The following is a 26,169-nucleotide window of genomic DNA, read 5'->3' as shown; positions in this document are numbered from 1 at the left end:
GGTCTTTTTATTTCGTGTACTTTTTTCTTCGAAAATAGTTAAATATAAAACCAAAAATACCTAACAATATTAACGGTAAAGCAATATTTATAAATTGCCATTTTGTCTTTTGTTCTTCAATTTTTTCAGGATCTAAAAAGGCTAATTTTACTTCTTTAGTGCGAATGTTTATAAGTCCGTCATCATTTAAAAGGTAGTTCACTGCGTTTTCAAGAAACTCTTTATTTCCAAATTTGCGTTTCGTTAAAAACTCAAAGCCTAATTCTTGCGGTTGGTTCCTAACCACTTCATTTTTGATCACATCACCATCTGCGATAATGATCATTTTTGTGACTTTACTTATCGTTTTATCTTCGGAAATTTTAAAAGGCTTCACACGTTTATCATATACCGAAGTAAATTTACCCTCGAGTAAAACCGCTAATGCTTGATTGGAATCTTTATAATCTTCGGGATTAGGTTTTTGTGTGACTACATCTAAATTTATTTCTCTAGGAACACCTTGAAGTTTTGATAGTTTTGAACTGCGTAATAAGATCGTTTTATTAACACCATTTTTCAAGGTGTCTATTTGACTAGCAAAATCAAATTTCACAGGATCTAAATTTGTTGTAATTGGATGATTTGGGTTACTTGCTGCCAAAGGTGAGTAAGGCCATTGCAGCGGTTGAAATTGAGAATCACTACCTTCTCCAATCGCTAACGTGATAGGAGCAGAGTACAAATCATTGACTATTACAGGATTGATACGAACTCCATATTTAAAGAAAAAATCATTGAGATTGAGCTCTTTCATAATGGCTATACCGCGTCCAGACTCGTTGAGCAAACTATCTCGATCCATTACAATACTTTCGGTTAGCCAAAGACTTTTTCCACCGTTCATTGTATATTGATCAAGCACATATTTTTCTTCTTCGGAAAATGACTCACTAGGTTTTGCAGAAATGATTAAATCATAATTAGAAATATCACTTAATGTTTTTTGTGGATTACCGGCTACACTGTCTAAAGTAAAAGGTGCGAGAAAATAATGTTCGCTCATTTTTTTAAGAAAATCGGCAACATAGATGTCCTGTAATTGTCCGTTTCCTCTTAAAACTGCAATCTTTTTTTGTTTTGGAGTAACTAGCTTTTTAAATGCTTCGGCAAAAACATATTCTAAATTTTGAATAGAACCATTGACGAGTTCTTGATCTGTAGCGCCTATTTTATTTTTTATCAAAGGAACAATAACCGTTTGTTCATTATAACTGGCCAAAGCCCATGGGATAATGACCTCTTGAGATGTTTTGCCACTCTCCTTAATATTTATTTGAAAGGGTTGTAAACCTCTTTGGGCTAACTGCTGTATATTTTGATTCCTTGTTTTCTCATCTGCCAAGGGATTGATAAACTCAAACTTGACATTACTATTATATACAGCGAATTCTTCGAGTAGTTGTTGTGTTTCATCATGTAAACGTCTGAACTCTGAAGGAAAGTCACCTTCTAAAAATACATCAATTATTAATGGAGAATCCACATCCTCAACCGTTTTTAACGCTTCATTAGATAGGGTATAACGTTGATCTTGTGTTAAGTCAAAACGTTTATATAAATAGCTTGAGATGATATTAACAACGACAAGCGCAGCTAAAGTAATGACAATAACAATGATATTTTTTTTACTCTTTAGCATCCAATTTTTGTTCTTCTTTATATATTCTTAAATCGACAACTTTATTATTCTTAAATGATAGTTCTACACATCCTTTTTCGGTATTAAAAGCACCTGGTTCTAAACCTAACCCGTAATTCCATTTATTGTTGTTATAATCTTTATTAGAGTCGTCCCAAGACAACCATTCGTGTTTACCTAAAAGGGATTCAATGGCTGTTTTTGATTGGCCAACTAAAATTTCCGAAGTGATCATGTCATCAGATAATTCATAGCGTAGTGATGGTTTATCTTGCCATAATTCTGAAGAAAAATATTTTTCATGATGATAGTTGCTAAAAATATTAATCATAGGGTAAACGGCATAAAAATAGACCAAAGGCGTTAGTACTGCACTTACTAAAAACGTTAACCATAGACGCTTGTCTATCGTTTTTACAAATAGAAAAACTAAAACAAATGTGATGAGCATTGTAATGACTAATGGAATGGTAATAATCATCATTGATTAGCGCGTTTAATATTTAATTTGGTCAATATAAGAAACAGTGCCGTAACACTCAAAAAGTAAATAATGTCTCTGGTATCTAAAACACCACGACTCATACTTTTAAAATGTGATTCCATTCCTAATTTTTCTATGTAAAGCGCATCACCAAATAGATTGTAATTTGATAAACCTTCAAAACCAAAATAGAAAAAGAAACACAGAAAAATAGCGACAATAAATGCGACAATTTGATTATCGGTTAGGCTAGAGGTGAAAATACCAATTGCCGTATACGCTGCTATGAGAAATAAAAGTCCAAAATAAGAACCCATAATATTTCCCATATCGAGGTTGCCTTCTGGATTCCCTAATTTTGAAATGGTAAACACATATAATAAGGTTGGAATTAGAGCCATAACAATTAAAACAAAAGCCCCTAAGTATTTGCCTAGAATGATATTTAAATGACTAATTGGTTTTGTGAGTAATAATTCTAAAGTCCCTTGTTTTTTTTCATCTGCAAAACTTCGCATGGTGACTGCTGGTACTAAAAAAATAAGAATCCAAGGCGCTAATAAAAAGAAGGTTGATAAATCGGCGAAGCCGTTATCAAGAACATTGAAATCACCTTTAAATAACCAAAGAAATAGACCGTTGAGTAATAAAAATACAGCAATCACCAAATAACCAATTGGTGATGCAAAGAAGGTGTTTATTTCTTTTTTTAGGATTGCTAGCATTGAGTTTGTATGTTTATTTTATTGTCACGAATACACGAATATATAATTTTTTTACTGCTTACTGAAGACTGAGCACTGCTTACTTTAATGAAGCCAACTTGTCCACACTCCAAGCTTCAGGTTTTGCATTAAACATGGGTTTAGTTTTAGCCCAGATACCTTTAAATAAAACGGAGTGTCTATACTTCTCTAAATCAGCTTCGGCTCGCCAATAACTATACGTGAAAAAGATATTAGTATTGTGTTTGTCGCGATAGAGTTCTAAAAACTCACAACCGTCAAAGGCTCTAATATTACTTTTTTGAGATTCAAAGTTATTAAGAAACGCTTCAATTCTTGAAGGGGCAAAACTCATTTTTACGATTCGTACAAACATTTTTTAGTATTCAGTATTTATTTGTTGGCTTTAGTGGCTCGGTCTTCTGTATGGCGTCTTCGGTTCTTTTTCTGTACTAAGTTTTAGAAAAATTAACGGTCACAGTATCCATGACCTTCAATCCCATTAGGGAAGACGCGCTTCCTACAGTAGCGTTATCACTTTTATAAACTGCTATTTCCAAATAACCAGCCGAATTAAAAACGACTAATCGTTTGCCTTCATCATAGCGTTTTTCTTCTTGGATTTCAAAATTTATAGCATCACTATATTTTTCGAATATTTTTTTAAACTTATAGCTTCGCGCAGAAATTTCGTAAGTACGCGTTTTCTGTACATCTTCAAAAAATTTACGCTTAATGTTAGTAATCACATTTCCGTAGTTATCAATATATATGACACTACCAATAATCTGACTTCTTTCTTCACTAACAAACGGAATCAAATTCTTTATTGGTTTTATAGTTTCAATAATTTTACCAATAACTTCTAAAGTGCCACCTCGAGCAATATGGCAAGCTACATTTACAAATACATCCAATACAGGAAAACTGCTTGCTACACGATCATGAATATTAATTTCTACAATTTTTTGTGGCGCAATTTCTGAGCAAATCATACTCATAATCCCATTGTTAGCACAAATGAAATAATGGTCGTCTAATTTTACAGCGATGTGCTTGTTTTCTGGATTGAGCTCAGAATCAATTCCAATCATATGAATAGTCCCCTTTGGGAAACTACTGTATGCATTTTGTATGATGTAAGCAGCTTCTGGCACATTGAATGGGGCTACAGAATGGGAGATATCAACAATTCTTACATCAGGCAATTCGCTGTAAATAGCACCTTTTATAGCGCCAGCAAAGTGGTCTTTTTCTCCAAAATCGGTTGTTAATGTAATGATTGCCATTTGCTAAGCAAAAGAATTTATAGTTTATTATAGCTCATTTTTTAATCTCATATAAAACTGTTAAAAACTAATCATATTTTAACCTTAAGGAAACCTAAAGAATTAAATAGTTTAATTATTTTTGGTAGTATAGATGTTGAAATGAGTCTTATCTAGTCTCGTTACAAAACTAATAAAACAAAACAGATTAATTTATAATTCCACTCGCTTTTGAACGAACTTATTTTAGAACTAGAAGAAATCACTCCTAAAGAATTTTTTGGAGCTCAAAATGCTCATATCAAACTACTTAAAAAACACTTTCCTAAACTTAAAATTGTTGCCAGAGGTAGCACAATTAAGGCTTATGGTGACGAGGATGTACTCGAAGAGTTTGATCGTCGCATGACTATGTTGATGAAACACTTTGGGACCTATAATAAAATCGATGAAAATGTTATAGAACGTGTTTTGACTAGCCATAGTAGTGATGACTATAAGACATCAGAAAAAAGTGGAGAAGCGATTATTCATGGTGTTAACGGTAAAATTATTAAAGCGATTACCGTGAACCAACGTAAATTGGTGGAGAGTATGCGTACTAATGATATGGTATTTGCTATTGGTCCTGCAGGAACAGGAAAAACCTATACAGGAGTTGCTTTAGCGGTAAAAGCATTGAAAGCAAAAGAAGTGAAGCGTATCATTTTAACACGTCCTGCGGTTGAGGCTGGCGAGAATTTAGGATTTCTTCCAGGCGATTTAAAAGAAAAACTAGATCCATACATGCAACCGTTATATGATGCCCTTCGCGATATGATTCCCGCGGAACGTTTAGCAAGTTACATAGAAAACGGAACCATCCAGATTGCTCCTTTAGCTTTTATGCGTGGGCGAACTTTAGATAATGCTTTTGTGATTTTAGATGAAGGTCAAAATACAACGCATGCCCAAATGAAAATGTTTTTAACGCGTATGGGGAAAAGTGCCAAGTTCTTATTAACAGGAGATCCTGGACAGGTCGATTTACCGCGTCGATCAATTTCTGGATTAAAGGAAGCCCTTCTCGTATTAAAAAATGTGGAAGGTATTGGTATGGTTTACCTTGATGATAAGGATGTGATTCGTCATAGATTAGTGAAAAAAGTGTTAGAGGCGTATAGGAGTATTGAGAATAGGGAATAACCAATTCTTGCGAAATCAAAGATTCACGAATTCAATGCAATAAAAATGAATGAGTAATGTAGTAATCTTTTAACTATTAAAAGATGATCTCATCGTTTCACTCCTTGTAATGATAGTTTAAAGATAAAAATGAGCAATACAATAATAGAATCAAATTTCAGTTTCCCAAACCAAAAAAGTGTTTATAAAGGGAAAGTAAGGGCTGTTTATAATATTAATGATAAAGAGTTGGTCATGATTGCAACAGATCGTTTATCGGCTTTTGATGTCGTGATGCCAAAAGGAATTCCTTATAAAGGTCAAATCCTAAATCAGATTGCAACGAGCATGATGAAAGCCACTCAAGATTTAGTTCCTAATTGGTTAACAGCAATTCCAGATCCTAATGTGGCTGTAGGTCATATATGTGAACCTTTTAAAGTGGAAATGGTGATTCGTGGCTATATGTCTGGTCATGCAGCTCGTGAATATAAAGCGGGTAGACGTATACTTTGTGGTGTCCCAATGCCAGAAGGATTAAAAGAGAATGATAAATTTCCTGAACCCATAATTACGCCTGCTACTAAAGCAGAAATGGGAGATCATGATGAAGATATTTCTAGAGAGGACATTATTAAAAAGCATATCGTTTCCGAAGAAGATTATATCGTTTTAGAGGATTATACACGTAAACTTTTTCAACGCGGAACAGAAATCGCCGCTTCTAGAGGATTGATTTTGGTGGATACAAAGTATGAATTCGGAAAAACAAGGGATGGGAAAATCGTCTTAATTGATGAAATCCACACGCCAGATTCTTCGCGTTATTTTTATACAGAAGGTTACCAAGAACGTCAAGATAACAACGAAGCCCAAAAACAACTATCTAAAGAGTTTGTAAGGCAATGGTTAATCGCCAATAACTTTCAAGGTCTCGACGGTCAAACGGTTCCAGAAATGAGTGATGCATATATCAAAATGGTGAGCGATCGTTATATTGAACTCTACGAGAATATTATGGGAGAAGCCTTTGTTAAGGCTGATGTCTCTGATATCCAAAACCGTATTGAGGGGAATGTTTTGTCGTATCTAGGCCATTAATTAGCTTTTAATTGGTTTAGGTTTTTTATGGAATCTGGATATTCTTTAATTGCTTAGGCTTTTTCGAAACTTTCTATCGCCTTATCTTTATGTTTAGATGCTAGGTAGAAATCCCCTAAAGCATAATAAACATTAAAGCTTTTGGAATAATAGGCGACATTGAGTTTAAAAAACTTACCAACAAAATCTACTTTTTCCGTCTCCAAAAGGAGATATCCCATTTGATTAAGCATACTTTCATCTGGTTTATTTTCATAACCTAGGGTTTCCCAGGCTTTAGTATAATGTGTTTTCATTTCTTTTACAATGGCGGTATTGTCATCCAATAGATCACTATAGTCAATATTGAATTGATAAAAATCAAAAATGAATCGCATACGGTCATAAGTTGAAATTAGTGGCGCTGAATTATGGATATCATTTTCATACTATTTGGACGTAAATAAAAGTTGATTATTCATTCCGCTTTTTAGAAGATCCCTTGTTTTGAAATTGTAGTGATATGATGCACCATTGGCCCTTTTTCTTGTCTCACAGAAATCGTATCTATTCTTTTTTTAAGGTATTGGCAATTCCTAAATACAGGAATTTGTTTTTATACTTATTGTCTGCTAGGTCAGTATTTTTATATGTCGTAAATAATGTTTTATTATCCCAGCACATTGAAGGATGTATGGAAATATAACTATTGAATAATTCAGGCTTTTCAAGAAGCGCATCCATAACAAATAAACCACCAAAGGAATGTCCAATTGACATTTTATAGGGTTCTGTAGGATAGGTTTTGTCTATATAAGGTAATATTTTTTTTTAATAAAAGACAAGAAATTTTTACCATCTCCAGAGGCATTCGCTAGTCTTTCTAGAACCATCGGAGGTTTAGGTTCTGCTTTTGAGGACGTGAGATCACGTGTTCTATTTGTATTTGGTATAGCGGCATAAATCTATATTATGTCCTATTTAAGTGACTATTAAATGAGAGTTATAATACATAGGTATTGAATATGTTTTCCAATACTTTTTCTGGATCATCGCATAAACCAGGATGTGTCTTAGAACTTTGAATAATTGTGCTTCTAGTAGCTGCAAGCCATCTAAATCTATCAGATAGTTCAAATTCTCCTATAGTTCCTCCATTTGGATGACCGTCACAAATTAACTCCCAAGCTTTTAGATACGCATTAAGAACCTCTATGTCTAAGTCCTCTGAAAAAGCATTTAGTTTTGCGGGATCAATCTCATATTTGATGCCAAGAAATTTTTTCCGTTTAGAAAACAGAAGGACACCAACATTAAAGAATTCCTCACGTTCTACCTTGGGAACGATTCTAATAATGGCATATTCAAAAGTGACTTTATCTTGCATCTTCAGCTTCTTTAACTAAGGTATGAATCCTATTTAGTTTTACATTTAGATAGGTGGCGTACGCAGCTCTTATCTCATTTGGCGAAAGCGTATTAGATTCTTCTAACAACCATTCTTCTGGTATTTTTGAAATGATGTCTCTAATTACATGCTGACTAAGTACATCTGTAATGTCTTTTGAAGCCTCTTCTAAATGCGATGCATTCTTTAAGAGCACGTGATCTTTTATTAATGGAAATGTTCTCGTGAGATGATTTTCCCAAGTAGCCCAATTATGATGAAAATAGAAACTAGCACCATTATCAATAATCCATAATTCTTTATTCCAATGCAATAGATTAGTGTTTTTTGCGGTTCTATCAATATTGCTAATAAGACTGTCTAATAAAACTACTTTTGAAGCGGTCATCGCATCCACCTCAAAAACTAGTGGGTCATAGGTAATGGCACCTGATAAAAAATGTAATCCTAAGTTGAGACCAACACTAAACTTAAGTAAATCCTGAATTTCCTCATCAGGTTCAGTTTTACTTAAAGAATCATCTAAATTCATAAATACTAATTCAGGAATTTTTAACCCTAAAGCTCGTGCTAATTCTCCTCCAAGAAGTTCTGCAATGAGTGCTTTTTTTCCTTGACCAGCACCTCTAAATTTTAAAACATAAAGAAATCCGTCATCAGCTTTAACGATAGCAGGAAGAGAACCTCCTTCTCGCAATGGGTTTATATACTGTACAACATTTACAGTTCTAATTTCAATTGTCTTCATAATCACTAAAATAGTAAAAAGTTCTAATCTTTATGTCTCCCTATCATTTTTCTAACACCTTTATAAATAAAAGCATTGGTCTTCACATAGTAGAATGAAATAAAACAAACAACTACCATAAACACTAGAGCTCCAATGATAGCTTCTGTTGGGTTTAAAGCTTTAAAATAAAAATGGTTGAGTCCAAGTCCTGTAAAAGTTCCAAAGATAATTATAAAATGAATCACATAGATGGATAGTGTTTTCTGCCCAATTTTTCCAATAAGTGATCCTTTTAAAAAAGGTTCTGCTGCATAAAACACTCCAAGTAATAGCAGCACATCTCCGAAGCGTGTAAACAAATAGTTATAATAAGCAGAGGATTTAAATAATGCAATATCTGTCCAATAATAGAGCTTCATTAAAAGGAGAGACGAATACTCAATGAGTAAGCTTCCGAAGATAAAAAAACTTAAAACCGTTACCAAACGAAACCTGTTTCTATGTACATGAGAGAAAAAGATTGTGGCTAGAAATCCACCAAAAGCAGTAAATCCAAACCAAGGTAAAATTGTAAAAATAGAACCGTTTGATGTCGTCATATAATTGGCAAAAACTATAGGGATATGACTCAAATCTAAACGGCGATATAAAGGTTCTGTTAAAAAAGAAAAGCAACCTAATATGAATAATAAAAAGGATAAGAGTTTTACCTGTTTTCGAAATAAGACATAGCATCCAATAAGAATTATAAGTGATAACCCAATACATTGTAAGACGTCAATAACGAGTATGTAGTTACTAAAATCACCAGTGAGCCAACCAAATATATCTAGGCGAAGGGCGTAGCCGATACCAATTAAAAGTAACCCTCGATAAATCCCCTTTTTGATTCTTGGTTTGTCGTCACCTTTATCTTTGGCTTTTAAAAGAAGGTACAAAAATACCAAGCCCGAAATCGTGAAAAATGTAGGCGCAGTAATACCTCTAAAATAGGACCAAATTTGATATGCAATATTAGATTCATCTCTATAAATAGGGTCGAGAAGTGTATCTATAAAATGACCTTGAAGCATCATTAAGATTGCAAAAGCGCGCACTGCGTCAATAAAAAAGAGTCGGTTGGTTTTCAAAAATGCTTACATTGAGAAGTTAAAGATACTTTTAATTTTTATGTTCACTAAGTTTAATACCTTAGAAGGATAATTCACGAGGTATTTATGGACTATTTAAACGAATTTACTAATCAATTTTCGTCACTAGCTTGGGGAATTCCGCTAATAGTCTTACTTATTGGTGGTGGGCTATACTTACTTATCGTCTCAAGGTTTTTGCCATTTCGGTTTTTTGGTCATGCCATAAAAGTACTTCGAGGTAAATATGACGATCCTAGTGATTTTGGAGAAATTAGTCATTTTAAAGCCTTAACAACTGCGCTATCCTCAACTATTGGTATGGGGAATATTGCGGGTGTTGCTTTGGCGATTTCGATTGGAGGACCTGGAGCAATGTTCTGGATGTGGATTTCTGCTATTGTAGGAATGAGTACCAAGTTTTTCACATCTACATTGGCAATTATGTATAGAGGTGAGGATAGTAATGGCGACTTACAAGGCGGACCCATGTATTTTATTACAGAAGGTTTAGGGAAAAACTGGAAATTTCTAGCGGTTATGTTTTCTTTCTTCGGAATGTTAGGAGCAATGCCAGTGGTTAACGTCAATCAATTAAAACAAGCTATAAATGATATTATATTAATTCCAAATGGAGTAGAAGTTAACCTATATACAAACCTAGTCATTGCCGCTGTTTTAGTTTTTTTTACCAGTATTGTGATTCTTGGTGGTTTAAAACGGATAAGTAATATTGCTTCTAAAATGGTGCCTTCAATGGTTATATTATATTTCATTTTAGTCTTAATCATACTTGTAATTAACGCTACTGAAGTTCCCAAATATTTCCTCATGATTTTTACAGATGCTTTTGAAGCAGGTAGTTTAAAAGAGGACGATTATAAAGATGTAATAGGAGGTGTTCTTGGTGCTCTTGTATTATTAGGAATAAAACGTGGTGCGTTTTCAAACGAAGCTGGAATTGGCACTGCTCCAATGGCTCACGGAGCTGCAAAAACCAATGAACCTGTGCGCGAAGGTCTTGTCGCTATGTTAGGTCCTGTAATTGATACGTTGATTGTTTGCACACTGACTGCTTTAGCAATTTTGGTGACAGGTGTTTGGGAAACGACTTCAAATAACGGAGTCACGTTGACAGCCTCTGCGTTTCAAGATGCGATGCCTGGTTATGGACAATATCTTTTAATGATTTGTATATTTATTTTTAGTATGTCATCACTATTTTCATATGCTTACTACGGCACAAAATGCACATCATTTCTCTTTGGAGCAGATAAAAAACACTACTATAAATACCTGTATATCTCGAGTATCATATTAGCAGCAACAACACCGTTTGAAGCAATGATAAATTTTATTGACGGTATTTTTGCATTGATGGCAATCCCAACGATGTTAGCAACCATTATTATGGCGCCAAGAGTAGTTAAAGAAATTAAGGGATATAGAGCACGACTAAAGTCTTTGAACGAATAAAAAAACGCCTTTTCAATAGTGAAAACGCGTTTGCTTATTTTGGATATAGGTCTATTCTAACCTTTTTTTAATAAAATCTTTTCGTTTGTAAATTGGTTGGCTTCATCTAAAAATAGAATCATTTTGTTCCAGTTACTATTTGGCTCATAATAGTTTTTGTATTGCTTAGATGTTTTAATAATAAGCTGATTTCCTTCTAGCTTAGCAGTACTAATAAAGGCACCTGTTTCGTTATCAACAGATTTATTAAGTTTATCTAATCCAGCAACCGTATAACCATTTGGAATGTTTAAAGTAATTTGGTAATTAAAACTTCTAGGGTAAGCCATATAAATGTTTGCAGTTCTATTGCGCTCATTTTCGGTTAAATCAATTTGACCACCAATGAGCTTTCCAATTTCAATTATATAATTAGGTCCTGCTTTTTTGATCAAAGCATTTTTAGCTTTAAAACTTTCAGTAAACGTAAAATAAGAATCTAAACTAAAGCGACCATTGGCATCAATAGAGTAGCTATAATCTTCTATGTCATCACAAGAATATTCTTCTTTTGCACTGTCTTCAAAACGTTCCTTTTGCTTTGTTTTCAATTTTTCATTAAGCGCTTTTAATTCTTTTTCATATTTGATTTTATCTTTTTTTCGGCGTACAAGTTCAATCCAAGACTCAGTGTCATATTTTTTATAATCTTCATTCACATAATCACTATACAGTAAACGATCGTATTGTTGATCTGATTTTTCATGACCTTTAAAACTATTAATAGAGGTTAAGGTGATTTCAGAAAAATCGTCATTCAAAGAAACGGTCATGTCTTTTTTAGTTTCGTTTTGTGTGTATATGGACGTTGGTAATTTTCCTTTTTTTACTTGATCAATCCTATTTCTGCTTGCAGATAACAAATAGACGTCTGTATTTTCTAACAACGGCGGAAATTCATTTATAGTCGTGTGAGGTCCAAAATAAGAGGCATATAAAGGAGTCTCAGTATTTACTTTAACAAGAACATTAATATTTTTCTCAATAAGTAAATCCTCTAAAGGGCCATCATAACGCTTCTGTCCAACAACTATTTCGTAATCAATTTTTTGACGTTTTAAAAATTCTGTAAAGTGTCTTATAAACTGTCTTTCATTTTGAATAAATACAATATTACTGCCATAAACCATAAATGGATAGGATGTGATTTTTGCTTCTTTAATGAAAAACCCCTCTACGAAACGAGTTAAATAGTAATGCCTCATATAGTAAAAGGCAGCAGTTACTTTGTGGGCATCATTATCAAACGTTTTCTTTCTAAAGAAATCTTTAACGTCGCCTATGTCGCCATCTGGTTTGAAACGATGATCATAAAGATCAAGAACCTCCTCTTTAGTCACATTCGTTTTTATCATGTCTTCATCTTCTGGTAAAAAGGCTAATGCGCGATCTTCAAATTTGCCAGAACGAGCAAAATATACTTGAAACTTGTAAGATGGTGATTCTACTAAAGGATAAAACCATCGCGTAAATTCACTTTTTGCTATATTGTTCTCAGTGAGTTCATAGCGTCTAATGTTTCTCTTTTCCGAAGTGATTTGTTTTAAATCTGGAGCACCATTGTAAGAATCAAAGTTGATAAAGAAATCATTTTCGGTTTCAAAATAAAGTTTCAAATCCATGATTGGATATTCTTCTCCCAAACTTGTTTCTACAGGATCAAACCCAAAAGCGTAGGTAGATTTAAAAGGTTCTACTTTATAATAGTAATAATCAATAATATCTCCAACTTCTAAATTAGAGATGGCTAATTTAGTTTCGCCATCAACCTCTATAGCGTCTTTTTCTACATCAATTTCTGCTTCAGTACCATCTGGTTTAACAACTTTAATACCTACAAATGTATTTCCTTTTCTTTTCCAAGAAAATTGGCCTTTAGAGGATTTAAAGCGTTTGGTAAATGTGAATTCTGAAAATTCTTCAACAGCAGCATTATCTAATAGCTTTATTCGTTTTCTAATAGAGTTCGTGTAGGTGACACTTTTTCCAAAACTATGAAAATCATAATTCAGATTTTTATAAATAATGACAGCAGATTCATTAGTCCATTTTTCTGGGATATAATTGGCATTTTTATAAGTGTCTTTTGCTCCCCAAAAAAAGTCTTTTGCGGCTAATTCTTCTTTAGATTGTGAAAAACTAGAAATAGAAAATGCGAGAAATAGGAGTAGAAAGAGTTTAGGCATGGTATTAGTCTTTAGTTAAGATAATTTGTTCGTTATAAACAGCGTTAAGTTTAGTGATAAATTCATTCCACTCTTCAAAATCATTAATTTCTACTTTGGCGTATTTGATTTTAAAAAATTTCTTGTAAATAAGCGTATTGTTTTCTTTCGTAAAATTGACTTGCATATCGAAATTAGTACTAGATACATTGATGTTTTCTGGTAAATGGGTAATTGTATATCCTGTCGGAATTGTCAATCGCGTTATAGATTCTAAGTCTTTTTTAGTATCAAAAATGAAGTCTGTATGTCGTTTTTCCATAGTATAACCAGATAATTCTTTATCAAAATCGAGGTCTATATAAATTTGACCATCAAATGAAGAGATTGCATTTTTAATAGCTACACTGTAAGAAATGTTGATGTTATTGTCGCGATTTAATAGATCTGATGTTTCAATATTAGATACTTTAATATTACTATTTCCTTTATTGAGATAATACTCTAAGAACTCCTCTTTCCTGTCATTTTTGAGACTATTAAAATAGTAAAGTAATTGTGCTCTGCTTTCACCACTAAAAGCCTTATTTACGCTACCAATGATGTCATCATCAGTTAATTCAAAGTTATAAGCAAACTTTTCTTTGTTAAAATCTGCGGTGGTTGTTGGTACATATTCTAAAATAAATTCTTTTCCATTTTCAATAAGTACTTGCTTTCCTTGGATGCGATCTGCATATTCACCAAATGAATTAAACTTTTCTGTACCATCTAAAAAGATGATTTTATCATCCTTAAATAAAGTACATATCATATGATTGTCTACAGATAGGCTAGGCGTAGAGTAATCATAAGCAATATGCTTTGTGCCTATCCAAGTTAAACGGGCATCAAATCCTGCTTCAAGAAGCATCTGCTTAGTTAGGTTTGCCATGCCTTTGCAATCCCCATAACGTTTGTTAAAAACATTGTCAGCTTCATCAGGTTTGAAACCTGCGATGCCATCTTCAAAGGCAATATATCTAATATTATCCTGTACCCAGTAATAAATATTTTTGATTTTTTCGTTATCAGAACTTGTGTTTTCTGTTAATTCAACAACTTTAGATGTAATATCTGTGTTGTCATTATCAAGACTATTAACTAAAGATTTGTACCAATTATATAAATCCTGAGTCGAGTCAAATAAATTAACAGTCTCATCACCACTTTTAAATGTTTTCGCTAAAATAAGAACGTGAGGATAGATATAGGATGGTCCTGGAGCATTACTATCCTCATACATCGCCGATACATTTTTGAGTGTATAGGTATGTATTTTGGCATTACCTTTTGAGTTACTAGTCACTTTCTTCTCAATATCATAACCTTCAAAATTAAATTCTTTGAGTTCGAGATTTAACCAGTTAGGGATTTCAACTTTTATCGTTTTTTTTACTGTGGGATATTCATTATTAAAGTATAGTTTAGTAAAATATTTAACATCTTTATAATGTTTTTCTATATGCGTTAAGTAGCGGTATCCTCTCAGTGGAAAATCCATAACAGCATACTGTACACGACTGTCATTGTGAAACAAGTCATTACTTTTATAAGCCTCATCTTTTACATAAAAATTAGCTTCTTTTTCATTTCTATACATGATTTCAAACTCCTCAATAGAAGATTCACCGTCATAAAAGCAATATTTTTGAATGTCTGCTCGCGAATCAATATTAATCATGTTGTCTTTTGCAGAATGTACAACAGTTACTTTTCCATCACGCTTATTGAGATCAAAAGTCACATAGTCTACGCTAGAAATCAGTGCGATGTCGTCATCAGGAAACTCTTCTTTTAATACGTTAGCCTTTGCTTTGTCTTCAACTGTAGGTTCAATGCGTTTTTGTGAAAAAACAACAGTTGTTACTAGTATCATCGCAGTGATACTTAGAATTTTTTTAATCATAAATAGTAGTTAAGAATGCTAAGATATCATTTCAATATAAAACTTGAAACAAATAGGACGCCTTTTTCTTCGGAAATATCTCACAATTAGAAAAAACAGTTAAATAGCATTTTCAAGATGGCTGGAATTTATAAATGTAGTTCAAAGGATGCCTAATCATCATCATAATAGATTACTAGCCAAAACAGGACGCTGTTATCGATCAGTTTTTTTTATTCCGAAGTCTACATAATTAAAAATACATGTTAAATATGAGGACTTTAAATGTTGCTGTAGATTCTTATAGTTTAGTAATAATATCTAAAATGTGACTCTAGAATATTCAAATTTGAACCGGAAATTTTAAAATAATTAAACGTTATATTTAACCTTTAAAGCTAAATAAAACAAATGGCGAACCAACCAGGTGAATAAAGAAAGCGCTATATCAGGAATGGTTGTAGGTATTTTTGCGATGCTTTTATATATGATGAAATATAAATTAGGTTGGTTTGATGCTGTTCTACCTAGTGAAAGTGAATGGTGGTTCGGGATTTTGCCAGAAGGCTTTGGTAGTATCGCAATGTTAATTAATTTTATGGTGTCAATAGTTGTAATGAAATTTACAAAACCACCTCCAATAGAGGTTCAAGACATTTTAGAGAATATAAGAATTCCATCAGGAGCAGGAGATGCTACAAATCATTAATTATGAGTAATTATCACATAAAACATTTAGAAGAGTATTATCAAGTCTATAGAAAATCTGTTAGAAACCCAGAAATTTTTTGGGAAGAAATAGCCGAAGAACATTTTCTGTGGCGTAAAAAATGGGATACTGTTTTAGAATGGGATTTCGCAACACCAGAAGTAAAATGGTTTCAAGGAGCACAACTTAACATTACAGAAAATTGTATCGATAGACATTTAGCTACAAGAGGAGATAAAACAGCTATTCTTTTTGAACCTAATAATCCAGACGACGATGCAGAACATATTACATACAATCAATTATATCGTCGTGTAAATCAATTTGCAAATGTCTTAAAAGAGCAAGGTGTAAAAAAAGGAGATCGTGTATGTATTTATGTCCCTATGATTCCCGAATTAGCGATTGCAACGTTAGCATGTGCTAGAATTGGAGCTATACATTCTGTGGTTTTTGCAGGTTTTTCTGCAACCGCATTAGCAACTAGAATTAATGATAGTGATTGTAAAATAGTAATTACAAGTGATGGTTCGTATCGTGGAGCCAAAACTATCGATTTAAAAGGTATTGTAGATGAAGCTTTAGAAAGTTGTGATGGCGTAGAATCTGTTTTAGTCGCCAAGCGAATTAACTCAGATATTACCATGAAAGAAGGTCGCGATAAATGGTTACAACCATTACTAGATGAAGCTTCTAATCAATGCAAAGCAGAAGTTATGAATGCTGAAGACCCTTTATTTATTCTATATACGTCTGGTTCTACAGGAAAGCCAAAAGGAATGGTTCATACCACAGCTGGTTATATGGTGTACACAGCGTATACGTTTAAAAATGCATTTCAGTACAGGGAAAATGATGTGTATTGGTGTACCGCAGATATTGGTTGGATTACGGGACATAGTTACATTGTTTATGGGCCATTGTGCAATGGAGCAACAACAGTGATGTTTGAAGGTGTACCAAGCTATCCAGATTATAGTCGTTTTTGGGACATTGTAGAAAAACACAAAGTTAGTCAGTTTTACACAGCTCCTACCGCTATTAGAGCCTTAGCAAAACAAGGAGTAGAATTTGTAGAGAAACACGATTTATCTTCTCTTAAAGTTTTAGGTAGTGTAGGTGAGCCAATTAATGAAGAAGCTTGGCATTGGTATAACGACAATATAGGAAAAGGTAAAAGTCCAATTATAGATTCTTGGTGGCAAACAGAAACTGGTGGAATTATGATAACACCAATTCCGTATGTGACACCAACTAAACCGACCTATGCAACCTTGCCCTTTATTGGCATTCAACCTTGTATAATGGATGAGGATGGTCAAGAATTAAAAGGCAATCAAGTAGAAGGGCGTTTATGTATAAAATTTCCTTGGCCAAGTATTGCCCGCACTATTTGGGGAAATCACCAGCGTTATAAAGACACGTATTTTTCGACCTATGAACACAAATATTTCACAGGTGATGGAGCACTAAGAGACGAGGTTGGTTATTATAGAATTACAGGTAGAGTAGATGATGTTATTATTGTTTCTGGTCATAATCTAGGAACAGCACCAATTGAAGATGCGATTAACGAACATCCTGCAGTTGCTGAGAGTGCTATTGTTGGTTTTCCGCATGATATCAAAGGAAGCGCATTGTATGGTTATGTCACTTTAAAAGATTCAGGAGAAGGTAGAAACCACGACAATCTTCGTTTAGAAATTAATCAATTGATTTCCGATCGTATTGGGCCAATTGCAAAACTAAATAAAATTCAATTTACCGAAGGTTTACCAAAAACACGTAGTGGGAAAATCATGCGACGTATTCTTAGAAAAATTGCCGAAAAAGACACCAGTAATTTAGGTGATATAAGTACGTTGTTAAATCCAGAATGTGTGCAGGATATTATGGATAATGCCTTATAAATTAATTGAGATAAGATGAATTTTGACTGTGTTACGGGTTAAATTAGCATTGTAATAATTTAATGCAGTACCAACGGTTTAAAGAAAAACATGATAAAGAAAAACATACTTTTATTTATATTATTCATTATTTTTTCAAGTTGTGCTTCCAAGAAGTTTAAGGATATTACATACTTAGAAAAAGAGAACATAGAAGAAACTCTTAAACTTAATATTTTTCAACCTAGAGATAAAACTGCGGGAAAATTGCCAGTGGTGCTATTTGTGCATGGTGGCTATTGGACAGAAGGAGACAAAAATATTTATGGTTTTTTAGGACGTAATTTTTCAAAGAATGGTGTGGTTACGGTGATCCCATCTTATACATTAAGTCCAAAGGCTAATTACGACACTATGGCCTCCGAAATTGCTCAAGCATTAGAGTGGACCGCAAACAATATTGAAGACTACAATGGTGACCCAGAAAAAATTTATTTAATGGGTCATTCCGCAGGAGGTCATCTTATTGCATTAATTAGTACAAATCCGAAATACTTGGAAAACACCAAAGTGATTAAAGGTGTTATTTTAAATGATGCAGCAGGATTAGATATGTATACCTATCTACAAAATAATCCGCCAACGATGGCATACAATTATACAACAACTTGGACAACAGATCCCAAAGAATGGAAAAATGCATCTCCACTTTATTTTGTCGATGAAAAATCACCTCGGTTTCTTATTTATGTAGGTGAAAGGACGTATTCATCAATCATAAGACAGAATTCAGTTTTTGTGGAAAAACTTAATGAATTTCAGTCTGAAGTAAACCTTATTTTTTTAGATAAAAAACACATGCCAATGATGAGTCATTATCTCTTTCCTTGGACAAAACGTTATGATGAGATTTTGGAATTTATTAATAAAACTCAATTTTAAGAGGCCTGAAAGTCACACTTAAAATTGCTCGTTGAATTAATCCTGCTGTATAGCGGGATCTTAATCTGGAAATATTAAGTTCACGGAATCTTTAAATTAATAGGTCTTCAATTTAATTTTGCAATTTTCGATAAACGCCATATCGATATTGAACAACACAAATAATTAATCGTTTCTAATGAGGTGAAATAATTAAACTTATCTATTTTAATACCATCTCTAAGCAATTAGGTGAGGTGATGGTATACACAAATTATAATTTGATGTCTAATCTTTAACTACGCGAAAGCTGTGTTGTGTATCACCCGCGTAAATATTAACGATATATAATCCTGAAGTAAAGGACGACATATTGAGTTCTAGATTGGGCGTTGCTATTTGTTGTTTGTAGATATTTTGACCCAAAAGATTATAGACTTCTACACGATCTAAAGTGGATTTATATGTTATGTTTAGAATATCTTTAACTGGTGTTGGGTAAACAGACAACGAAGTGTCATCAAAAGATAACACACTTAAGGTTCCTACATCTATACTTAAATCTAAGGCTTGTCCGTAACCAGCAAAGAGTCCTTGACCAAATGGATTAAACTGTATTCCGCATGGGCTTATTTCAGCAGGAGAGTCGGCATCCTGATAGGTCTTTGTCATTCTCACACGAGTTATTCCTATAAGCGCATCACTAGGGACAGTAATATCCAAAGACACAAACATTCCATCATTACCATCTGTATTGGTAAGAGTTCCAACACTATAAATTTCACCAACATCATCTAGGAGATCGTTTTGGTTCCAGTCTATAAAAGCAACAATATCTGTATTGAAATCACCGTAAGTATTCCCTTTAATTTGTAGGGTATATATACTTTCTGGAACAACAAAAATAGTTGTGGTTGTTTTATCTACTAAAACAGAATTAGTATCTGTATTAATAATACTAGTTCCAGCAAAATCGATCGAAGTGATTTCTTCAACAGTCACATCATTGGCATCTGTAATATCACAATACGGAGCGGGAAAAGGTTGTGCATTTGCGCTAAAAGCAAATAGTACTAGCACGAGTACAAAAGTAATTTTTTTCATAATTTTTAAATTTTGATTGGTTATCAAGTTATAAAAAATATGTTGAAAATCTTTAAATTATTGGTTTTTAATAAAAGACAAAGGGTGTGCTTCTTTCAGCATATTTTAACCCTTGAATAGATTTGTTTAATAGAGTTTTGAAAACTATATAGTAATAGTTCTACGCCTGCGTTTTAACCAAGCAAAAACCAACAGCGACAGCACTCCAAAAATAGAAAACCCAATAAATAAAGGGAGCACAGAGGTCTTCACGAAACCACCTACATAGTTAGCAATTGGAACTGCCATGACTGTGGATACGAATCCGTTGATTGCTGCACCAATGCCTGCAATATGTCCAAGAGGCTCCATTGCTAAAGACCTCAAATTTCCGAAGAGAAAACCAACAGCAAAAAATTGCATTAAAAAGAAAGCTACCAATACATAGACACTTGGGTTTACACCTGTATGGAATAAAGCCACATACAATAACGACACTACAGCATAGGCGACAGTGGCATAAAAAGCAATATTAAAAGAACCAAACCGTATGACTAACCTACTATTGGTAAACGTCGCAAAACCTACGGAAAACGCTGTGCTTCCAAAAAGGTAAGGAAAAAGCTCTCCTAATTGATATTGGTCCTGATAAATTTGTTGTGACGTACTCAAATACACCATAAAAGAACCCGTAATAAAACCAGAGACTAGAGTAAATGCCATCGCGTCTTTATGTTTTAAAAACTCTTTGGTTCCCGTAATGAATATAGCTGGTGAAAATTTAATTCGGTTTTTGGGTGCTAAGGTTTCGGGTTGTCGTTTCCAGAACCATAATACGATGAGTAATCCTATGATGAGGTTGGCATTAAAAATAGCTTTCCAATCAAAAAAATCAAGTAGTAATTGTCCAAAGGTTGGTGCAACGATGGGCACTAAAATAAAGAACATGACAATAATGGAGAGAATCTTCGCCATAAAATCACCGCTATAAGTATCACGAGTCATCGCTATAGCAATGGTTCTTGGGGAGGAAAGACCAATACCTTGAAGGATACGACCAAAGATCATGACTTCTAAGCTATCTGTATTCACACAAATGATACTCGCGACAACAAATACAGCAAACCCAAAATAAACCATTGGTTTTCTTCCAAAACTATCAGATAGTGGCCCAAATATGAGTTGCCCAAAACCTAAGCCTAAAAAAATCATGGTAATCATCAATTGATTGTCCTTGACATCAATCACACCAAGCGCACTGCCAATTTCTGGTAAGGCAGGTAATAAGGCATCAATTGATAAAGCTACAATAGACATCAAAGATGCCATAAGTGCTATAAATTCAATCTTATAGGTGGGTTTTTGTTGCATCGTGCAAAAGTACGATTAAAGAAAGAGTATTTGTGGAGATAATTTGAATTAGCAAAACATTGGGGTATCAAAAGATTTGATATGAATTACAACCGTATCTTTGCATCACGAAATTCAATTATGAGACATCTACAAACACCAGAATCTAAAGATAAAAGCAAACCCAAAGTCACCTTAAAACAGGCTTTTAAAACTATTATTTGGCCACGAAGAAATTTAGTTTTCCTAGGATTAATACTTATCGTCATTAGAAGTTTATCAGGATTAGTATTGCCTTGGCAAAGTAAAGTATTGCTTGATGATGTCGTACCAAATGGCAATACAAGTGATATTTGGATGCTTATCACTATTGTTATGATTGCCATTACAATACAAGCAGTGACGTCTTTTCTACTCACAAAAATTTTGAGTGTGCAAGCACAGTATTTAATTAGTGAGTTGCGCGCACAGGTTCAAAAGAAAGTATTATCGCTACCAATTAGCTTTTTTGATAATACAAAATCGGGAGCTCTCGTTTCACGAATTATGAACGACGTGGAGGGTGTTCGAAATCTAATTGGTACTGGATTAGTGCAATTGGTTGGTGGAAGTTTTACAGCAATCGTGTCCTTAGTTATTTTAATAAAACTAAACGCTTGGATGACCTTATTTGTGTTTGTTCCTATATCTATCTTCGGAATAATAGCCTTAAAAGCCTTTAAATACATTCGTCCAATTTTTAGAACTAGAGGAAAAATTAATGCTGAGGTTACTGGTAGATTAACCGAAACTTTAGCAGGTGTTCGTGTTATAAAAGCTTTTAATGCAGAAGATCAGGAAAATAAAATATTTGAAAAAGGTGTGGATAGACTATTTCAAAATGTAAAAAAGAGCTTGACTGCAACAGCACTAATGACCAGTTCTTCCGCTTTTTTAATTGGAGTAGCTACAACCGGAATTATGGGAATTGGAGGATATTATATGATGCTAGGAGAGATGACAACTGGTGAGTTTTTATTTTTCACCCTAATATTAGGTTTCATGATTGCACCCATTGTGCAAATGAGTAATATAGGTAGTCAGTTGACTGAAGCTCTAGCTGGTTTAGATCGTACAGAGGAACTTATGAATTTAGCTGCGGAAGACGACGATACCAATAGAACCATAGAACTAGAAAACTTCAAAGGTGAGATAGAATTCAATGATGTGTCTTTTGCTTATGAAGTAGGGAAGCCTGTATTGCACAATATCAATTTTAAAGCAGAAACAGGCTCTGTGATCGCGTTGGTTGGAAGTTCCGGTTCTGGGAAATCAACTATCGCAGGATTATCCGCCACGTTTTTGAATCCGAAATCCGGAAAAATAACGATTGATGGTGAGGATATTTCACAAGTTAAATTAAAAAGTTTTAGGAGACATTTAGGCGTCGTTCTTCAAGATGAGTTTTTATTTGAAGGTACCATTAGGGAGAATATTATGTTCCCTAGACCAAATGCCACAGAAGCACAATTACAAGCCGCAGTAAAAGCAGCATACGTTAACGAATTTACAGATCGTTTTGATGAAGGTTTAGAGACCTTAATAGGTGAAAGAGGTGTTAAGTTATCGGGAGGTCAACGACAGCGAATCGCCATTGCAAGAGCTGTTTTAGCAGATCCTAAGATTATTATTTTAGATGAGGCAACGTCTAATTTAGATACTGAGAGTGAGGCTTTAATCCAAAAATCATTAGCACAATTAACTAAAGACAGAACAACGATTGTGATTGCTCACCGCCTGAGTACGATTAGAAAAGCAGATCAAATTTTAGTGATAGAAAACGGTAAAATTGCCGAGCGTGGTAATCATGACGAGCTCATTGCCTCACAAGGTCGTTACTTTGATTTATATACGTATCAAGCTAAGATTTAACAATTATTGTGTGATCATCTTTGGTTTATAATTGCGTTAATAAATTAATTATTAAAGCACTTTTGAAATTCAATTTCAATTATCTTTACTTGTTAATTTTGATAAAAATACTCATGAATAAATTTTGCCTATTGGTAAGTAGTGCTTTGATTTTCTTTATTTCGGAAATTGGAGCACAACAACAACAACAATCGTCTGTTCAAATTAAAGCACTTGTTGATACTTATAAAACTGATCCTCGTGGACCATACCTGCGTATCAAATGGTTTTGTGATGATGGCACGCAGCGTGAGCCAAAAGATCCTTGTCCAGATAATATAGGAGGTCTCCAGCATGCTAATTTTAAAGAATCTACTTTGAAACTTCGTATAACGAATCATCTTTTTTTGGGAGAAATATTAGTAGATAACAAACCACTGGACTTTTTAGACATAAATGATGATTATAGCCGACTAAAACAATATCAAATCAATGCGTATTTAGGAAGTATTGATGATGGTTGGATACTGCGTAAAGCGCAATATTATAGAGGAGCTATTCAAAGCGAAGATGAGGAGGCTTGGGGAAAGGAGTTTTTCGAAATCTTTTTAAAGGATGATGCCTTTTTGGATTCTCATTACTATTTGATTCGTCAGGTGTTAAGAGACATTCCCCATAATGGTGATGATAATTTAGCACAATTGATGAGAAGTCAGTCTAAAATATTATCTGAAGCGATTCCGTCGTTTATGGATGCTAGAATTAAAATTCACGGACAGCCACAAAATTCTGATATAGAATTGGTTAAAACGTTTATGGCTAACCAAAGCTCTAAGATTTCAGAAGTGAAACATAAAGAATTTGAAGCGTTAGTTTTAACAATGGAAACGTTTTATGCGCCTCTAAATCTTATGACTTTAGAAAGTGACATCAAGAGAATGTCATTGACAACCGATCTTAATAAAAGTTTTAGTATACTTATAGAATCATCTAAAAAGGAACCATCCGCCGAGCAAATTGTTGTGGATATTACTAATGTATTATATCAAATTAGGCTAGACATTAATAAAATAAAGAGCTCTAAAACACGACTATTAATTCTCGATTTATCAAATCGCTTAGAGCAAAAATTATTGATAGAATCCCAAAATTGGGAAACACCAACTTTAGCTGAAAATTTGCATAAAATAAATACGTTGATTTGTGCCTCTATGGGAACCGGATTAATTGAGAATTGGGAATACAATGCTATTGAGAATGTGATTCCTAATCAATTGGTAAATACTAAAATTAGTATTTCTGGTTTAAATGAATTGTTGGTAACCTCTAGAGGAGTTGTAGAATGGAGCGCGTCTATGGTCAAAGCTAATTATCAAGAGATAGTTGAGAAATACACTGCTTTTGAGCCATTGGCTTATGGGTTTATAGATGATCGTGTTCGCAGTAGTATTGCACTTAGTCTTGGAAATACCGTGAGTGATTTTGGTGCTTTTGTAGCTAAATTATCCAATATAGAAAATAAGGTGATGGCAATCGATAATCAAACGTCTATTAGAGGGCTTAATCCTGGATATGCTTATGGAACTTTTATTGTAGTTGATGGAAACCCTAATACTGTTGAAGTCGATACTAAAAATATTTATATATTTGAAAAACCACCTGCAGACTTAAAACCTATAGCTGGTATTATGACCGTTTCTGAAGGTAATTTAGTGTCTCATGTACAATTATTGGCGAGAAATTTAGGAATCCCAAATGCTGCATTGTCTTATGATAATTTGAAAGAATTAAAACAATTTAGTGGGAAAAAAGTATTTTATGCGGTTTCTAATAAAGGGAACGTAATTTTAAAATTAGAGGATGATATGTCTTCTTCGGAAAAAGAGTTATTCAGTAAAAAAGAGCGAAGCAAGAATGTTGTAGAAGTACCAACTGCAGAAATTAAGTTAGATATAAACACGATTGTTAACATGCGAGATGTTGATGCCAGTGATTCGGGGAAACTATGTGGACCAAAAGCTGCTAACTTAGGGGGATTAAAAAAGATGTTTCCCGAGCAAGTTGTTGAAGGTTTGATTATTCCCTTCGGAATATTTAGATCACATATGAATCAACAAATGCCTGGTGTAAACACCTCCTACTGGGAGTATTTAAATACCACTTTTGATGACGCAGACAAAATGAAAAGTGATAACGTTTCCGAAGACAAAATAGAAGCATTTCAATTGGAAGCTTTGTCAAAATTATATACAGCAATGTTAGATATCAATCTAGATGTTGTATTTGTCGCAGATATGAAGTCTAATTTTAAATCCGTTTTTGGTGCTTCAATGGGCGAGGTTCCTGTGTTTTTAAGGAGTGATACTAATATGGAGGATTTGAAAGAATTCACTGGGGCAGGATTAAACCTAACACTTTTTAACATCAAAGAAGAAGATAAAATTATTGAAGGTATAAAACGTGTTTGGGCTTCTGCATATTCAGAACGTAGCTTTAAATGGAGACAGAAATTTTTATCTAATCCAGAGAATGTATTTCCTTCAATATTGATTATTCCTAGCGTTGATGTAGATTACTCTGGAGTTATGATTACCAAAGGTATTAACTCTGGAAATGATGATGATTTAACAGTAGCATTTAGTCGTGGAGCAGGAGGAGCAGTTGATGGTCAATCTGCAGAAACAAGATTAATTACCACTAAAGGAAATGTGTTATTATCTCCAGCGAGACAACCAGATTATATAAGATTACCCCTATCTGGTGGAACAAAAAGATATACAACACCGTTTGAGACACCCATTTTAAATGAGAGTAACCTATCAGATATTAGGGAATTAGCCAGCGCTATTAGAAAATCTATGACCTCACATTCTGATTCTGAGAAACAAGCCTATGATGTAGAGTTTGGTTTTCAAAATAATAAATTATGGTTGTTTCAGATTAGACCATTCGTAGAAAATAAACAAGCAAAAAGTTCAGACTACTTGGCTTCTATTTCTTTTCAGAATGATGAGGGAGAGCTAGTGATGCTTAAAACAAAATTATAAGGC

The 26,169-nt window shown here is 33.7% G+C and carries 22 protein-coding genes; 8 read left to right on the top strand and 14 right to left on the bottom strand.

Annotated elements, in window-relative coordinates; all coding sequences use genetic code 11:
- Positions 1 to 7: 7 nt before the first annotated feature.
- The 5 genes from gldG to H593_RS0117125 form a co-directional block, all read right to left on the bottom strand.
- Entirely contained in the window at positions 8 to 1,681 is a 1,674-nt protein-coding gene (gldG, locus tag H593_RS0117145; RefSeq protein ID WP_028873546.1) for a gliding motility-associated ABC transporter substrate-binding protein GldG, read from the bottom strand.
- Positions 1,668 to 2,165 (bottom strand): hypothetical protein, encoded by a 498-nt coding sequence (locus tag H593_RS0117140; RefSeq protein WP_245585076.1) that lies wholly within the window; start codon positions 2,163 to 2,165, stop codon positions 1,668 to 1,670. Before H593_RS0117140 ends, gldG begins: the two co-directional genes overlap by 14 nt.
- Positions 2,162 to 2,890, bottom strand: a complete 729-nt coding sequence (gene gldF / locus H593_RS0117135; protein ID WP_028873544.1) for a gliding motility-associated ABC transporter permease subunit GldF — start codon at positions 2,888 to 2,890, stop codon at positions 2,162 to 2,164. Before gldF ends, H593_RS0117140 begins: the two co-directional genes overlap by 4 nt.
- Before the next feature lie 79 nt (positions 2,891 to 2,969).
- Positions 2,970 to 3,266 carry a putative quinol monooxygenase gene (locus H593_RS0117130; protein ID WP_028873543.1) on the bottom strand — a complete coding sequence of 99 codons (297 nt, stop codon included), beginning with the start codon at positions 3,264 to 3,266 and terminating at the stop codon, positions 2,970 to 2,972.
- 76 nt (positions 3,267 to 3,342) lie between these two features.
- On the bottom strand, positions 3,343 to 4,179 hold the full coding sequence (locus H593_RS0117125; RefSeq protein WP_028873542.1) for an SAM hydrolase/SAM-dependent halogenase family protein: 837 nt from the start codon (positions 4,177 to 4,179) through the stop codon (positions 3,343 to 3,345).
- Between the two features lie 210 nt (positions 4,180 to 4,389).
- Here H593_RS0117125 and H593_RS0117120 point away from each other — a divergent pair, with 210 nt between their 5' ends.
- Together H593_RS0117120 and H593_RS0117115 are read left to right on the top strand one after the other, a co-directional pair.
- Positions 4,390 to 5,343: a PhoH family protein gene (locus H593_RS0117120; RefSeq protein ID WP_028873541.1), complete on the top strand. Its 954-nt coding sequence runs from the start codon at positions 4,390 to 4,392 to the stop codon at positions 5,341 to 5,343.
- A gap of 129 nt (positions 5,344 to 5,472) precedes the next feature.
- A complete protein-coding gene (locus H593_RS0117115; RefSeq protein WP_028873540.1) occupies positions 5,473 to 6,423 on the top strand; it encodes a phosphoribosylaminoimidazolesuccinocarboxamide synthase in 951 nt (316 codons plus the stop codon).
- Between the two features lie 53 nt (positions 6,424 to 6,476).
- Here the strand turns inward: H593_RS0117115 and H593_RS0117110 are convergent, their stop codons facing one another.
- The 5 genes from H593_RS0117110 to H593_RS0117090 form a co-directional block, all read right to left on the bottom strand.
- Positions 6,477 to 6,800 carry a hypothetical protein gene (locus tag H593_RS0117110; protein ID WP_028873539.1) on the bottom strand — a complete coding sequence of 108 codons (324 nt, stop codon included), beginning with the start codon at positions 6,798 to 6,800 and terminating at the stop codon, positions 6,477 to 6,479.
- A gap of 169 nt (positions 6,801 to 6,969) precedes the next feature.
- Positions 6,970 to 7,227 (bottom strand): alpha/beta hydrolase-fold protein, encoded by a 258-nt coding sequence (locus H593_RS0117105; RefSeq protein ID WP_342663098.1) that lies wholly within the window; start codon positions 7,225 to 7,227, stop codon positions 6,970 to 6,972.
- A gap of 178 nt (positions 7,228 to 7,405) precedes the next feature.
- Entirely contained in the window at positions 7,406 to 7,789 is a 384-nt protein-coding gene (locus H593_RS0117100; RefSeq protein WP_028873537.1) for a DUF3037 domain-containing protein, read from the bottom strand.
- Positions 7,779 to 8,558, bottom strand: coding sequence for a HipA family kinase (locus H593_RS0117095; RefSeq protein ID WP_028873536.1), 780 nt, complete (start codon positions 8,556 to 8,558; stop codon positions 7,779 to 7,781). Before H593_RS0117095 ends, H593_RS0117100 begins: the two co-directional genes overlap by 11 nt.
- A 23-nt stretch (positions 8,559 to 8,581) precedes the next feature.
- Complete coding sequence (locus H593_RS0117090; RefSeq protein ID WP_028873535.1) at positions 8,582 to 9,670, bottom strand: heparan-alpha-glucosaminide N-acetyltransferase domain-containing protein; 1,089 nt, start codon at positions 9,668 to 9,670, stop codon at positions 8,582 to 8,584.
- Between the two features lie 87 nt (positions 9,671 to 9,757).
- Between H593_RS0117090 and H593_RS0117085 the strand changes: the two genes are divergently transcribed.
- Positions 9,758 to 11,146, top strand: a complete 1,389-nt coding sequence (locus tag H593_RS0117085; protein WP_028873534.1) for an alanine/glycine:cation symporter family protein — start codon at positions 9,758 to 9,760, stop codon at positions 11,144 to 11,146.
- Between the two features lie 56 nt (positions 11,147 to 11,202).
- On the opposite strand, the gene H593_RS0117080 is transcribed toward H593_RS0117085, so the two are convergent.
- Together H593_RS0117080 and H593_RS0117075 are read right to left on the bottom strand one after the other, a co-directional pair.
- A complete protein-coding gene (locus H593_RS0117080) occupies positions 11,203 to 13,371 on the bottom strand; it encodes a DUF3857 domain-containing protein (protein WP_028873533.1) in 2,169 nt (722 codons plus the stop codon).
- 4 nt (positions 13,372 to 13,375) lie between these two features.
- Complete coding sequence (locus H593_RS0117075) at positions 13,376 to 15,298, bottom strand: transglutaminase-like domain-containing protein (RefSeq protein ID WP_037052861.1); 1,923 nt, start codon at positions 15,296 to 15,298, stop codon at positions 13,376 to 13,378.
- A gap of 406 nt (positions 15,299 to 15,704) precedes the next feature.
- Between H593_RS0117075 and H593_RS0117070 the strand changes: the two genes are divergently transcribed.
- The 3 genes from H593_RS0117070 to H593_RS0117060 all read left to right on the top strand — a co-directional run bounded on the left by H593_RS0117070 (position 15,705) and on the right by H593_RS0117060 (position 18,817).
- Positions 15,705 to 15,986, top strand: a complete 282-nt coding sequence (locus H593_RS0117070) for a hypothetical protein (RefSeq protein WP_028873531.1) — start codon at positions 15,705 to 15,707, stop codon at positions 15,984 to 15,986.
- 2 nt (positions 15,987 to 15,988) lie between these two features.
- Positions 15,989 to 17,896, top strand: a complete 1,908-nt coding sequence (acs, locus tag H593_RS0117065; RefSeq protein WP_028873530.1) for an acetate--CoA ligase — start codon at positions 15,989 to 15,991, stop codon at positions 17,894 to 17,896.
- A 90-nt stretch (positions 17,897 to 17,986) separates the two neighbouring features.
- The gene (locus H593_RS0117060) at positions 17,987 to 18,817 is read left to right on the top strand and encodes an alpha/beta hydrolase (RefSeq protein ID WP_028873529.1); all 831 of its coding nucleotides are present in this window, start codon (positions 17,987 to 17,989) and stop codon (positions 18,815 to 18,817) included.
- 267 nt (positions 18,818 to 19,084) lie between these two features.
- On the opposite strand, the gene H593_RS0117055 is transcribed toward H593_RS0117060, so the two are convergent.
- Together H593_RS0117055 and H593_RS0117050 are read right to left on the bottom strand one after the other, a co-directional pair.
- The gene (locus H593_RS0117055; RefSeq protein ID WP_028873528.1) at positions 19,085 to 19,900 is read right to left on the bottom strand and encodes a T9SS type A sorting domain-containing protein; all 816 of its coding nucleotides are present in this window, start codon (positions 19,898 to 19,900) and stop codon (positions 19,085 to 19,087) included.
- A gap of 144 nt (positions 19,901 to 20,044) precedes the next feature.
- On the bottom strand, positions 20,045 to 21,250 hold the full coding sequence (locus H593_RS0117050; RefSeq protein WP_028873527.1) for a multidrug effflux MFS transporter: 1,206 nt from the start codon (positions 21,248 to 21,250) through the stop codon (positions 20,045 to 20,047).
- Positions 21,251 to 21,370: 120 nt separating this feature from the next.
- Here H593_RS0117050 and H593_RS0117045 point away from each other — a divergent pair, with 120 nt between their 5' ends.
- Complete coding sequence (locus H593_RS0117045) at positions 21,371 to 23,140, top strand: ABC transporter ATP-binding protein (RefSeq protein ID WP_028873526.1); 1,770 nt, start codon at positions 21,371 to 21,373, stop codon at positions 23,138 to 23,140.
- 113 nt (positions 23,141 to 23,253) lie between these two features.
- On the top strand, positions 23,254 to 26,166 hold the full coding sequence (locus H593_RS0117040) for a PEP/pyruvate-binding domain-containing protein (protein WP_028873525.1): 2,913 nt from the start codon (positions 23,254 to 23,256) through the stop codon (positions 26,164 to 26,166).
- Positions 26,167 to 26,169: the final 3 nt, after the last annotated feature.

The sequence above is a fragment of the Psychroserpens burtonensis DSM 12212 genome, from assembly GCF_000425305.1.
Taxonomy (GTDB): Bacteria; Bacteroidota; Bacteroidia; order Flavobacteriales; family Flavobacteriaceae; genus Psychroserpens; species Psychroserpens burtonensis.
The sequence above is the reverse complement of the archived record's forward strand: the minus strand, read 5'-3'. Positions and strand labels throughout refer to the sequence as shown.